Origin of the sequence: Burkholderia sp. Se-20373 (assembly GCF_017104705.1) — a bacterium.
Classification (GTDB): domain Bacteria; phylum Pseudomonadota; class Gammaproteobacteria; order Burkholderiales; family Burkholderiaceae; genus Burkholderia.
In genome coordinates this window covers 1-12,768 of the sequence record NZ_JAAGPH010000183.1, presented here as the reverse complement: position 1 = coordinate 12,768, position 12,768 = coordinate 1, and the positions used below count along the sequence as shown (strand labels likewise).

The following is a 12,768-nucleotide window of genomic DNA, read 5'->3' as shown; positions in this document are numbered from 1 at the left end:
ACCGCGGGCGGCCACGTGTGCGTCGCGCTCGGCGCGCTCGCGCAGCGCTACGAAGCCCCGCTCGACGAAGTCCGCGCGGCGCTTGCCGCGAGCGGCGTGGTCGCGTTCGGCACGCTCGCACGCGGCGACGAGCGTCCGCTGATCGTCGACCGCCACGACCACCTGTACCTGTCGCGCTATTTCGACTACGAGCGGCGGCTTGCCGATGCGCTCGTCGCGCAGGCCGGCGTGGCCGCGCCGGACGAAGGTCTCGCGCCCGACCGGTTGCGCGACAGCCTCGCGCGTTACTTCGGGCCGGCAACCGGCGAAGTCGACTGGCAGCGCGTCGCGGCGATCGTCGCGCTGACGGGCCGCGTGACGATCGTCAGCGGCGGCCCGGGCACGGGCAAGACGACAACCGTCGTCGGTGTGCTGGCCTGTCTGCTCGACGCGCATCCGGGGCTGCGCGTTGCGCTGGCCGCACCGACCGGCAAGGCCGCGCAGCGGATGCAGGAAGCGCTGCACGCACGAGCCGGCGACCTGCCGCCCGAACTCGCGGCGCGCCTGCCGGAGACGTCGTTCACGCTGCACCGGCTGCTGGGCGGCGGCGGGGCGGCCGGATTCCGGCATCATCGCGACAATCCGCTGCCGTACGACCTGATCGTCGTCGACGAGGCGTCGATGATCGACGTCGCGCTCGCCGCGCATCTGCTCGATGCGCTCGCGCCGGGTGCGCGGCTCGTGCTGCTCGGCGACAAGGACCAACTGGCCGCGGTCGAGGCGGGCGCCGTGTTTGCAGAGTTGAGCGCGCGGCCGGCGTTTACCGCCGCGGCGCGCACGCGCATCGCGCAGGCGCTCGGCATCGACGAGGCCGCATTCGTCGCGGCGCTGCCGGTGCGGGACGAAGCCTCGACCGCGGCCGCTCCCGCTGCGCATCCGGCTTCTGCTGCGGTCGAGGCACCGGCGCCTGCCGCGGCCGCCGCGCGCAAACCAGCGTCGCGCCGGAAAGTCGACGTGCGACAGGCATCGCTCTTCGACGACGAACCGCAGGATGACGACAGTCCGCCGTCCAGCGTCGCGCCGCCGCAGGCCGCAGGTCCGGCGCTGACCGAAACCGGTGAGCCGGGTGAGGCCGGCGAGGCAGGCGCGGCAGGCGAGGCCCCTGCGTGGATCGAGGTCGACGAACTTGCGTGGCTCGACGCGGTCGAGCTGCCGCCGTTCGACGCGGGCGACGTGGCGCTTGCATCGGTCACATCGATACCGCCGGGCGAACCCGCCACCGCGTCAGCCACGCCCGCACCTGCACCCGCACCGCTCGCCGACTGCGTGGTCTGGCTCGAACGCAATTACCGCTTCGGTCTCGATTCGCCGATCGGCCGGCTGTCGCTCGCGATCCGCAGCGGCGACGTGCAGGCCGCGCTCGACGCGCTGCCCGCCGACGATTCGGCCGCCGCGTCATTCCACGACGATGCGGGCGAGTCGCTCGCGTCGACGACGGTCGAGCGGCTCGCGCGGCGCTTCGGCGCTTACCTCGACGCGTTGCGCGACACGCTGGCCGCGCCGGTGCCCGATCCGCTGCCGCTGTTCGACGCGCTCAACCGGTTCCGGATCCTGTGCGCGACCCGCAGCGGCTTGCGCGGCGCGGAGCACGTCAATGCGCTCGTGGCCGCGCACGTGCGCCACGCGGCGCGGGTGCCGCTGGCGGTGGGCGCGCACTGGTTCACGGGGCGGCCGATCATGGTGACGCGCAACGACTATGCGCTCGGGCTGTTCAACGGCGATATCGGCATTGCGCTGCCCGACGCGCACGGCGTGCTGCGCGTGTGGTTCAGGCGCGCGGACGGCACACCGCGCGCGGTGTCGCCGGCCGCGCTGCCGCCGCACGAAACCGCGTTCGCGCTGACGGTCCACAAGTCGCAGGGCTCGGAATTCGACGAAGCCGCGCTCGTGCTGCCGGCGTCGTTCGGCCGCGTGCTCACGCGTGAGCTCGTCTATACGGCCGTCACGCGTGCCCGCACGCGCGTGCAGGTGATCGGGCCGCGGCGCGTGCTCGCGCAGGCGGTCGCGACGCGGACGCAGCGCGATTCGGGGCTCGCGGCACGCGTCGACGAGGCGCTTGCACGGCGCCGGGAGGCTGCGCGATGATGATCCGCTATACGCTCGATCCGGCCGAAGTCGAATGGACGGCCGTGCGCGCGCAGGGCGCGGGCGGGCAGAACGTGAACAAGGTGTCGAGTGCGATCCACCTGCGCTTCGATATCCGCGCGTCGTCGTTGCCGCCCGTCATCAAGGAGCGGCTCCTTGCATTGTCCGACCAGCGCATCACGCGTGACGGCATCGTCGTGATCAAGTCGCAGGAATATCGCACCCAGGAGAAGAATCGCGAAGCCGCGCTGGCGCGACTCGATGCGTTGATCAGCGGCGTTGCGTTCACGCCGCGCGCGCGGGTCGCCACGCGGCCGACGCGTGCGTCGAAGGAGCGGCGGCTCGAGCACAAGTCGCGCCGCAGCGTGGTGAAGTCGGGAAGAGGGAAGGTGACCGACTGACGAATGGATGAGCCGACGAACGACGGGCGCGACAGCCGAACGCTCGCCGTCGCACCGGTTACCGCATGACGGTCCCGGCGCTGTCGAGCACGAAGTCGACGCAGAACACGACCAGCCGGCTCTGCGCGCGGATCGCGACGGCGGCCGTATAGCAGTCGCGGCCTTCCGTCAGCGAGAAGTGCGGGCCCATCAGCGCGACGCGTCCGGGAGCGGCGATCGCGCGCTGGAAATACGGGCGCCGCGACCAGTTGCTGTGGGTTTCCGGGAAGAGCGGCGAGAGGCGGGTGACGCCCGCCTGGCCGTCGTCGGCGCGCGCGCCGATCGACGGCAGGAACTGCTCGCCGGTTTCGTCGGTGACGAACACGCGGCGCGCGGCCGGCACCGCGAACACGCGCTGCGCGGCGTCCTGCAGGTTGCCGCTTGCGGAAAACGCCGCCGCGCCGGATAGCACGAGCCGCTCGATCGCGTCGAAGCCGGGCTGCTCGGCGACAACCGGCGTGTGCCGGCGCGCGATGAAGCGCTGCCACGCGGCGTCGAGCATCGCGGGTGCTGCCGCGCTGGCATGGGCGATCGATGCATCGGGCTGGCCGAACTGGAAACCCTGCACGAAATCGATGTCGGCTTCCATCAGCGCCTGCAGCGAATCGTCGCTCTCGACCCCCTCGGCGAGCACCATCGCACCGGCCTGATGCAGCATCGACACGAGGTGATGCATGATGCGGCGATCCTCGGCCGAACCGGTCGAGCGTACGACGAGCGAGCGATCGAGCTTGACGATGTCGGGGCGTGTGCGCCACACGCGGTCGAAGTTCGAGAAGCCCGTGCCGAAGTCGTCGATCGCGATCAGGAAGTCGCGATGCTGGATCATGTCGATCGTGCGGGCGAGCGCGGCTTCGTCGCGCGACGGCTGTTCGACGACTTCCAGCACGATGCGGTTCGGCGGCAGCGCGAAATGCCGGCACAGCGCCTCGACGAATTCGCGCTGCACGAGGCCCGAGTCGAGCACGCGCGGCGTGACGTTCAGGAACAGCCAGCCGTCGCCGATACCCTGCGCGACGAAGTTGGCCGTATGCAGGCAGCGCGCGAGCCGGTCGAGCAGCAGCGCGTCGGCGTCGGCACGCGTCTTGTCGAACAGCGCGGCGGGCGAGATCATTGCGCCGTTCGAATCGACGACGCGCAGCAGCGCTTCGTAGCCGACGACCCGCTTGTGCGTGATCGACAGCACGGGCTGGAACACGCTGCGCAATGTCGTGGTGCGATAGGTGGCGACCCAGCCGCCGGGTGTCGGCGTGAGGCGTTCGAGCAGGGCGTCGAGCGAGAGGTCGCGGGCGGGCTTCATGTCAACGGTGCCCGGGAGTGAGCGGCGGAACGGCAGCGCGCCGCCACGCTGAAGCAGTCGCACGCGCCGGCGGACGCGAAAGGACGTGGGGCATCGAGACCGCCTTCTGCGGGTAAGTGTTCGGAGTGTAACGGGAACGTGGCCGCTCGCGTATCAGGGAAACTCCAGACGCACGCGGGAACGCGACTGCGGGCGGCGCTGCTCGCATGCGCGCCGCGCATGATCGCCGCGTCGCGTCGGGCGTCCCCGCCGCACATGACAATCCGGCGGCATGCGTGGCGTGGCGGGAAATCCCGGCGGCCGGCAGGTGGCGAGCGAAGGTCGCCGTCAGACGAATGCCGGTCGCGCCGCGGCACTATCGGCGGGCGCGGCGATGAACAGTCGGCGCCCGGTCGTCAGGCATCACGGCGTGAACGATGGCGGCGCGTGCACCCGAATGTATCGTCAGGTCGCTTCGCCGCCGCGCGGCCGGATCCCGGGAATCCGCTTGATCGCGCCGGTCGCGAGCGCGGTGCCGACGAGCACGATTACGCAGCCTTCGATCATCACGGCCGACACGTGTTCGCCGAGGAACAGCGCGCCCCACAGCAGGCCGAACACGGGGATCACGAACGTCACGGTAATCGCGCGAGCGGGGCCGATGTGCGCGATCAGATGGAAGAAGATGAAATACGCGATGCCGGTGCAAGCGATGCCCAGCGCGAGCACCGAACCCCAAGCGTGCGCGCTGACCGGCGCGGCCGGCCAGGTGGCGATCGCGAACGGCAGCAGCAGGACGGTCGAGCCGATCATGCTGCCGGTCGCGTTGACGAGCGGATCGACGCCGGTCAACTTGCGCTTCGTGTAATTGGCCGCGATGCCGTACAGCAGCGTCGCGCCGAGCGCCGCGGCGGCGGCGAGCGCGGTCGCGGCGGCGCCCGTTTCGCCGTGCGCATTCGCGATCTGGTTCCACACGAGCGTGAGCACGCCGGCGAAACCGATCACGAGCCCGAGCGCGCGCGGCAGCGACAGCTTGTCCTTCAGCCACAGGTAGGCGACGAGCGCGCCCCACAGCGGCGTCGTCGCGTTGATCACCGACGTCACGCCGGCCGACAGCGTCAGTTCGGCGAACGCGAACAGGCAGAACGGAATGCCCGAGTTCAGTGCGCCGACGACGAACAACGGCCACGCATGACGGCGCAGCCGGGCGCCGAGATCGGCGGGCTTGAAGCGCGTCAGCGCGAAGCCGGCGAGAAACAGCGCGCCGATGCCTACCCGCAACGCCATCAGCGGCGCGACGCCGAAATCGACGACGCCGACTCGGATGAACAGGAAGGACGCGCCCCACAGGGCGGCGAGCACGGTCAGCAGGAAAGCGTTCTTGGGCGACATCGATCGGCGAGGGCGGGGACGGGATGCGAGGAATCTTACACCGCGTTACCGCCCGCCGTTTCACGATTGGATGAAACGACAAGAAACGGTCATTCCGCCGGTTTGCCGCCGGGCGGCGGACGCCCCGCCACATGCGGCGCGGCTGATCAGATCAGTGATGGCGCCAGCCGCCGCGTCCGCCGAAGCCGAAATTGAGCGACAGCGCCGGGCCCCAATAACCGCCCCATGCTGGCGCATAGGCGGGCGCCGGATAGTAGTAGGCGGGGGCCGGATCGACATACACGGGCGCGGGCTGTACCGGCATCGGCGCCGCCGTGTAATAGCCGCCCGGATAATAGCCGTACGGGTAGTAGCAGCCGGCAAGCGTCGTGCAGGCAAGCGCCGCGGCGACGAGGGTCCTGTTCATGATGTGTCTCCGGCGGAGCCGGCTATCGGCAGATGCTTGAAGCTTAGGCCGAGTCCCGATGACACGGTATGAGAAACGGTAACCGATCATTTCCGGGTGGAGCGGCCGCGCGTGTTGCGGCACGACAGACGAAAACGGCGCTTCCGCACCGCGGAAACGCCGTTGAACCTCCCGGCCTGCGGCTGGGCGACCACACCCAGCCGGCCGATGTCGGAGTGCTTACTTGCCGACCTGGTTACCGATGATGCCGCCGGCCGCCGCGCCGCCCAGCGTCGACAGTGCGTTGCCGCCGATCGCCGCGCCGGCGACGCCGCCGACACCCGCACCGATTGCCGTATCGCGCTGGCGTCGCGACATCGAATCGCAGGCCGACAGGCTGGCCACTGTCGCGACGAGGAGCGCGCATACCCCAAAACGCCGAATCGAATTCATGATCGTTGTCCTTGTGGTAGTGAACGGGAAGGCGCACGACCGGCTGGCGGCCGCGCATGAACCCAATCTACGCGCCGTCCCCCGACGCTGCTGTAAGCACTTGTTAAGGCTCGCGCGGTTTCGTAATCAATTGTTTCGCATGGGCCGGCAGGCATGCGACATGCGCAAAAAAGCCCGCTCGAAAGCGGGCTTCGTGCGTGGCGAGGCGATCCGGCGAAAGCGCCGGATCGCGCGTTCGTTTACTGACGGTGATAGATCTCGGCGCCGGTCTTGACGAACTCGACCGCCTTCACTTCCATCCCCTTCTTCAGCGCTTCGGTTTCCGACACGCCCTGCTGCGCCGCGAACTCGCGCACGTCCTGCGTGATCTTCATCGAGCAGAAGTGCGGGCCGCACATCGAGCAGAAGTGCGCGACCTTCGCGGAATCCTTCGGCAGCGTTTCATCATGGAATTCGCGCGCCTTGTCCGGATCGAGGCCGATGTTGAACTGGTCTTCCCAGCGGAACTCGAAGCGCGCCTTCGACAGCGCGTTGTCGCGCACCTGCGCGCCCGGGTGGCCCTTCGCGAGGTCGGCGGCGTGCGCGGCGAGCTTGTACGTGATGATGCCTTCCTTCACGTCGTCCTTGTTCGGCAGGCCCAGGTGCTCCTTCGGCGTCACGTAGCACAGCATCGCGGTGCCGAACCAGCCGATCATCGCGGCGCCGATGCCGGACGTGATGTGGTCGTAGCCCGGTGCGATGTCGGTGGTCAGCGGCCCGAGCGTGTAGAACGGCGCTTCCTTGCACCAGTCGAGCTGGAGATCCATGTTCTCCTTGATCAGCTGCATCGGCACGTGGCCGGGGCCTTCGATCATCACCTGCACGTCGTGCTTCCACGCGATCTGCGTGAGTTCGCCGAGCGTCTTCAGCTCGCCGAGCTGCGCTTCGTCGTTCGCGTCGTAGATCGAGCCGGGGCGCAGGCCGTCGCCGAGCGAGAAGCTCACGTCGTACGCCTTCATGATCTCGCAGATCTCTTCGAAGTGTTCGTACAGGAAGCTTTCCTTGTGATGCGCGAGGCACCACTTCGCCATGATCGAGCCGCCGCGCGACACGATGCCGGTCATCCGGTTCGCGGTGAGCGGCACGTACTGCAGGCGCACGCCCGCGTGGATCGTGAAGTAGTCGACGCCTTGCTCGGCCTGTTCGATCAGCGTGTCGCGGAAGATTTCCCAGGTGAGGTCCTCGGCCTTGCCGTTGACCTTTTCCAGCGCCTGGTAGATCGGCACCGTGCCGATCGGCACCGGGCTGTTGCGGATGATCCACTCGCGCGTTTCATGGATGTGCTTGCCGGTCGACAGGTCCATCACCGTGTCGCCGCCCCAGCGGATCGCCCACGTCATCTTGTCGACTTCCTCGCCGATCGACGACGTGACGGCCGAGTTGCCGATGTTCGCGTTGATCTTCACGAGGAAGTTGCGGCCGATGATCATCGGCTCGGATTCCGGGTGGTTGATGTTCGCGGGGATGATCGCGCGGCCGCACGCCACTTCCGAACGCACGAATTCCGGCGTGATCTCGGCCGGCGCGTTCGCGCCGAAGGCCGCTGCGCCGAACGCCTGGCCCGGGTGCTGGCGGCCCATCATCGCGGCGAGCTTCGCGCCGTTCGGGCCGCTCGCCTTCAGGCTCTCGAGGTACTCGGCGCGGCGCTGGTTCTCGCGGATCGCGATGTATTCCATTTCCGGCGTGATGATGCCCTGGCGCGCATAGTGCATCTGCGTGACGTTCTTGCCGGCCTGGGCGCGGCGCGGGTTGCGGTGCAGGCCCGGGAAGCGCAGGTCGGCGGTGGCCGGGTCGGCCGCGCGCTCGAGACCGTACTGGCTCGACAGGCCGCCGAGCACTTCGGTGTCGCCGCGCGCCTCGATCCAGCCTTGGCGCAGCGCGGCCAGGCCCGCGCGGATGTCGATCTTCGCGTCCGGATCGGTGTAGGGGCCCGACGTGTCGTACACGTAGATCGGCGGATTCTTTTCGCCGCCGAAGCCGGTCGGCGTGTCGGCCTGCGTGATTTCACGCATCGGCACGCGGATGTCGGGCTGCGAGCCGGTTACATAGACCTTTCGCGAATTCGGCAGCGGGGCGACGGCCGCGGCATCGACATGAGCGTCGGCGGACAGAAACTTCGGATTGGCGTTCATGCAATCTCCTGTGTGAGCGCCGGACAGGCGCTTCGGCGCTTGCCCGGAGCCCTTGACGTATGTGGGGCTCGAGCTAAGCAGGAGACGAGGCTTGGTGAGGCGGCGGATTTCGTCAGAAGGATAGCGGCGAAATCCGTACGCTTCCCTGCGCTGGCATTATCCAGATCAGGTTCAAAGGGTATTTCTCACCCGCAATGCCGGTTGTTTGACCGGGCGCATTGCAGGACCCCCGCGTTAGCAGGGCACACGATACACTGGCTTGGCGGCGGTTTCAACCGGGAGAGGATCGGCTGCCCCGGTGCGGCCGCAGCATGGCGGGCGGCACGGTGGCCCGTCGAAATGGCAGCGCGCGTCGCCGCCGCATGGCCTCCCGGCCTGGCCGGCCACGGCAATGCGGTGCAGCACGGCGCGCTTTCGCGCAACGTCAAAAAAATTTTCGCAGCGGCTGTCATTTCCCGCGACGTCGTCCGTCTATTCGGCTCCTTAAACCCATGTTGTTTTGGAGAGATGTCATGAAAAAAGTACTGATTGCCGCTTGCGTCGCCGCTTTCGCCACGATCGCCACGGGCGCGTATGCGCAGAACGATGCGATGTCGCAGCCGGGCTCGTCGATGTCGAAGGACGCGATGGGCCACGACGCGATGGCCAAGGATGCAATGGGCCACGACGCGATGAAGAAGGACGGCATGAAGAAGCATGCGATGAAGAAAGACGCGATGAAGAAGGACGCGATGTCGCACGACGAGATGGGCAAGCCGTCGGGCGACAAGATGGCGCCGTCGAACTGACGAAAGGCGGACGCGGCGCGGCCGGCGCGTGCATCGCACGGCGGCCGCCCGCATCGCGTCCCGTCGACTCATTCCGGGAGTCTTCATCATGCAAACCGTTCCCGCCACCGGGCGCGCGGCCGCCACGCCGCCCGCGCGCCCGATCCATCCGCTGTGGGTGCGCGCGAGCCACTGGCTCAACGCGCTCGCGGCGATCCTGATGGTGTTGTCCGGCTGGCGCATCTACGACGCGTCGCCGATCTATCCGCCGTTCACGTTCCCGCACGGGATCACGATCGGCGGCTGGCTCGGCGGCGCGCTGCAATGGCATTTCGCGGCGATGTGGCTGCTCGTCTTCAACGGACTGTTCTATCTGACGATGTCGATCGCGACGGGGCGCCTCGCGCGCAAGATGCTGCCCGTCACGCCGGCGTCGATCTGGCGCGACATCCGTGCCGCGGTGAGCGGGCGGCTGTCGCACGCCGACCTGAGCGTGTACAACGCGGTGCAGCGCGCCGCCTACCTGACCGCGATCGTCGATCTCGTCGTGCTGGTGCTGTCGGGGCTCACGATCTGGAAATCCGTGCAATTCCCGCTGCTGCGCGAATTGTTCGGCGGCTACGACAACGCGCGTGTCGTGCACTTCTGGGCGATGTCGCTGCTCGTCGGATTCATTGTCGTTCACGTTGCGATGGCGCTGCTGGTGCCGCGCTCGCTGCTCGCGATGTTGCGTGGGCGCTGACCCGTCAACCTCGGTGAAGGAAATCATCATGTCGGAATCCGAAACCAAGCGCGACGGTTCGCGCTGGACGCTCGACCGGAAGTCGCTCGAACTCGACGTGCGCCGCGAGCTCGAGATGCCGTCGCGGCGGCTGTTCAACCGGCGCGTGCTGACGCTCGGCGGGCTGACGATGCTGACCGGCTGCACGCTGAAGGACGACGCGTCGGTCAACACGTTCCTCGAGACGGTGTCGCGCATGAACGACCGCGTGCAGGCCTGGCTGTTCAGTGGCGAGCGGCTCGCGCCGACCTACACCGAAGCCGACATCACGCGACCGTTCCCGTTCAACGCGTACTACGGGATCGACGACGTGCCGCACGTCGACGCGTCGACGTATCGGCTCGTGCTGTCCGGCCGCGTGACGGGCAAGCGCGTGTGGACGCTCGACGAACTGTATGCGCTGCCGCACGCGGAACAGATCACGCGGCATATCTGCGTGGAAGGGTGGAGTGCGATCGGTCGCTGGGGCGGCACGCCGTTCGGCGCGTTTCTCGCGCGCGCCGGCGCCGACACGCGGGCGAAGTACGTCGGCTTCAAGTGCGCGGACGATTACTACGAGAGCATCGACATGCCGACCGCGCTGCATCCGCAGACGCTGCTCGCGTTCGACTACGACGGCCAGCGGCTGCCGCCGGAATTCGGCTTCCCGATGAAGCTGCGGATGCCGACCAAGCTCGGCTACAAGAATCCGAAGCACATCATGGAGATCTTCGTGACCGATACGTTTCCGGGCGGCTACTGGGTCGACCAGGGGTACAACTGGTTCGGCGGATCGTGAGCGGGGCGTTGCGGTGCGGTGCGTGGCGGGAGGTGGTGGCGCATGCGTGTGCCGCGATGGGTCGGGCATCGCGGCATCGCACGTGACGCGTCACGCGGATTCGCGCACCTGGAGGTCGACGCGCAGGCCGACGGCCGCCGCCATGTTCACGAGCGCGTCGATCCCGAACAGGTTGATCTTGCCGCGCATCAGGTCGGAGACGCGCGGCTGCGTGACGCCCAGTCGTTCCGCAGCCTGGGCCTGACTGAGCTCGAGCTGCGCGATGCGCTGCTTGAGCGCGATCATCAGCTCGGATCGCAGCTTCATGTTCTCGGCTTCGGCCGGCTGGCCCTCGATTGCGTCCCAGACGCTTGAATAACGGTCGGTGGTCATCGTTTCCTCTCCATCGTCAGCGCGCGATAGCGCCGGGCGGCCAGTTCGATATCGGTTCGGGTGGTGCGCGTCGCTTGCTTGCGGAAGCAGTGCAGCACGTAGACGGCGTCGGCGAACGTCGCGACGTAAATGATCCGGAACGCGCCGCTCGCATCGCGCAGGCGAATTTCCCGCACGCCGACGCCGACGGTGCGCATCGGCTTCCAGTCGTCGGGCGCGAACCCGCGTTGTACCTGGTCGATCTGGTGGCCGGCTTCGCGTCGCGCAGGCAGCGGAAAGCCGCGCAGATCCGCGAGCGCGCTGCCGACGAAAACAACAGGCTTCGGCGGGAGAATGGTCGAATTATACAAAATTTTGTATGGGCGGTGCAGGGGTCGAAGGAAGGTCGTTCAGCGCATGCGGCGCGTGAGCCGACCGTCACGATAAGGGGGAAGTGCTGGCTGGCGCGCAGGACTGGCCGTTCGGCCGATGGCTGACTCGACCGCGACGGATGGCGTGAATGGCGGGTCGGATCGACATCGTGGCAACGCACGTGTGTCGCGTATCCGGCCCCCGATTTCACCGGCCCGCCGGCCGGGAAATGTCGCGCGGAAACATCATTCGCGATCCTTTCAGACTGGTCCGACGATGCTTTCGAATCCTTGATGCCATAATGCCGAGCGTGCGCAGCCGAAACGGTTGCGCGCGTTTTTTTGTCCCTCTGCCGCCGCTTGCCGGTTCTTTTTCGTCGCCGTTCGCACTGCCATGTCGTTCCGCACGTTCGCTCTGCCTTTCCGGTCCCGCCAGGGCCGTTTGCCGGCATCGCCGGTGTCTTTCAGCGGAGCACGCGGCGTGACGTGCGGGCAGGCTGCTCGATGACGCCGCTCGACCGTCTCCTCGATTTCTTCGCCCGCTTCTCGTTCCGGATCCGCCTGCCGCAAAGCCGCGGCGGCCGCGTCGCGCTGGCGCTCGTCTTCATCTATTTCGTCTGGGGTTCGACCTACAGCGGCCTGCATTTCGCGCTGCAGTCGTTCCCGCCGCTGCTGCTGTCGGGGCTGCGCAACCTGCTCGGCGGGATCGGCCTGTTCATCTTCGCGCTGCGGCGCAAGCCCGAATGGCCGACGCTGCTCGAAATCCGCAATGCGGGGATCGTCGGCACGATGCTCGTCGCGCTGTCGTCCGGCACGATCGCGCTCGGGATCAGTCTGGTCAGCAGCGGCTCGGCCGCGGTGATGGTGGCCACGGTGCCGCTGTTCGCGACCGTGATCGCCGCGGTTGCCGGGCGGCCGGTCACGAAAGGCGAGTGGTCGGCCGTGGCGCTCGGGATGGTCGGCATCGTCGTGCTGAATTCGGGCGGCGCGGCCGCGCAGAGTTCGGCGCTCGGCACGATCTGCGTGCTGGCCGGCGCCCTGTTCTGGGCCGGCGGCGCGCATCTCGCGACGCGGCTCAAGCTGCCGTCCGACCTGTTCCTGTCCACGTCGCTGCAGATCGGCCTCGGCGGCATGATCTCGACGTTCGTCGCGTGGCTGGTCGGCGAGCGCGTCGAGCACCTGATGGTGGGGCCGGTGTTCGCGTTCCTGTACCTGATGGTGTTCTGCACGATGGCCGCGTATGTCGCGTACGGCTACCTGATCCGCCACACGAGCCCGATCATCGCGAGCAGCTGCATGTACGTGAACCCGATCGTCGCGGTCGCGCTCGGTGCGCTGCTGCTCGGCGAGCCGGTGACGATGGCGACCGTGGTCGCGACCGTCGCGATCCTCGGCAGCGTCGGGCTGTCGTTCGTGTTCGATCCGGCGCGCCGGCCCGCGGCGCGCGCGGCGGCTGCCAGCTCGGCGGCCGCGGCA

The 12,768-nt window shown here is 68.2% G+C and carries 13 protein-coding genes and 1 riboswitch; of the genes, 6 read left to right on the top strand and 7 right to left on the bottom strand.

Annotated features, from left to right (window positions below; genetic code table 11):
• Both G3N96_RS34320 and arfB read left to right on the top strand, forming a co-directional pair.
• On the top strand, positions 1–2,124 hold a 2,124-nt coding region (locus G3N96_RS34320), incomplete at its 5' end, for an AAA family ATPase (protein WP_241022955.1).
• Entirely contained in the window at positions 2,121–2,525 is a 405-nt protein-coding gene (arfB, locus tag G3N96_RS34315) for an alternative ribosome rescue aminoacyl-tRNA hydrolase ArfB (RefSeq protein ID WP_011351491.1), read from the top strand. The genes G3N96_RS34320 and arfB, both read left to right, overlap by 4 nt.
• A 58-nt stretch (positions 2,526–2,583) precedes the next feature.
• Here arfB and G3N96_RS34310 read toward each other — a convergent pair whose 3' ends face one another.
• The 5 genes from G3N96_RS34310 to thiC form a co-directional block, all read right to left on the bottom strand.
• Positions 2,584–3,864, bottom strand: a complete 1,281-nt coding sequence (locus G3N96_RS34310) for an EAL domain-containing protein (RefSeq protein ID WP_124575914.1) — start codon at positions 3,862–3,864, stop codon at positions 2,584–2,586.
• Positions 3,865–4,308: 444 nt separating this feature from the next.
• Complete coding sequence (locus G3N96_RS34305) at positions 4,309–5,235, bottom strand: DMT family transporter (RefSeq protein WP_206139948.1); 927 nt, start codon at positions 5,233–5,235, stop codon at positions 4,309–4,311.
• Between the two features lie 151 nt (positions 5,236–5,386).
• A complete protein-coding gene (locus G3N96_RS34300; protein ID WP_124575912.1) occupies positions 5,387–5,641 on the bottom strand; it encodes a hypothetical protein in 255 nt (84 codons plus the stop codon).
• Between the two features lie 219 nt (positions 5,642–5,860).
• Positions 5,861–6,073: a glycine zipper 2TM domain-containing protein gene (locus G3N96_RS34295; protein WP_011545020.1), complete on the bottom strand. Its 213-nt coding sequence runs from the start codon at positions 6,071–6,073 to the stop codon at positions 5,861–5,863.
• Positions 6,074–6,312: 239 nt separating this feature from the next.
• Positions 6,313–8,244, bottom strand: coding sequence for a phosphomethylpyrimidine synthase ThiC (thiC, locus tag G3N96_RS34290; protein ID WP_048024440.1), 1,932 nt, complete (start codon positions 8,242–8,244; stop codon positions 6,313–6,315).
• A gap of 124 nt (positions 8,245–8,368) precedes the next feature.
• A riboswitch (TPP riboswitch) is annotated at positions 8,369–8,485 on the bottom strand.
• Between the two features lie 271 nt (positions 8,486–8,756).
• Here thiC and G3N96_RS34285 point away from each other — a divergent pair.
• The 3 genes from G3N96_RS34285 to G3N96_RS34275 all read left to right on the top strand — a co-directional run bounded on the left by G3N96_RS34285 (position 8,757) and on the right by G3N96_RS34275 (position 10,570).
• Positions 8,757–9,032 carry a pentapeptide MXKDX repeat protein gene (locus tag G3N96_RS34285; RefSeq protein WP_011351498.1) on the top strand — a complete coding sequence of 92 codons (276 nt, stop codon included), beginning with the start codon at positions 8,757–8,759 and terminating at the stop codon, positions 9,030–9,032.
• Between the two features lie 88 nt (positions 9,033–9,120).
• Complete coding sequence (locus tag G3N96_RS34280) at positions 9,121–9,753, top strand: cytochrome b/b6 domain-containing protein (RefSeq protein WP_089494462.1); 633 nt, start codon at positions 9,121–9,123, stop codon at positions 9,751–9,753.
• Between the two features lie 28 nt (positions 9,754–9,781).
• Positions 9,782–10,570 carry a molybdopterin-dependent oxidoreductase gene (locus G3N96_RS34275; protein ID WP_089425873.1) on the top strand — a complete coding sequence of 263 codons (789 nt, stop codon included), beginning with the start codon at positions 9,782–9,784 and terminating at the stop codon, positions 10,568–10,570.
• Between the two features lie 90 nt (positions 10,571–10,660).
• Here G3N96_RS34275 and G3N96_RS34270 read toward each other — a convergent pair whose 3' ends face one another.
• The gene (locus tag G3N96_RS34270; protein ID WP_124575910.1) at positions 10,661–10,942 is read right to left on the bottom strand and encodes an XRE family transcriptional regulator; all 282 of its coding nucleotides are present in this window, start codon (positions 10,940–10,942) and stop codon (positions 10,661–10,663) included.
• A complete protein-coding gene (locus G3N96_RS34265; protein WP_206139947.1) occupies positions 10,939–11,292 on the bottom strand; it encodes a type II toxin-antitoxin system RelE/ParE family toxin in 354 nt (117 codons plus the stop codon). Before G3N96_RS34265 ends, G3N96_RS34270 begins: the two co-directional genes overlap by 4 nt.
• 504 nt (positions 11,293–11,796) lie before the next feature.
• Here G3N96_RS34265 and G3N96_RS34260 point away from each other — a divergent pair.
• Positions 11,797–12,768: EamA family transporter (locus G3N96_RS34260; protein ID WP_206139946.1), on the top strand; the 972-nt coding region annotated here is incomplete at its 3' end.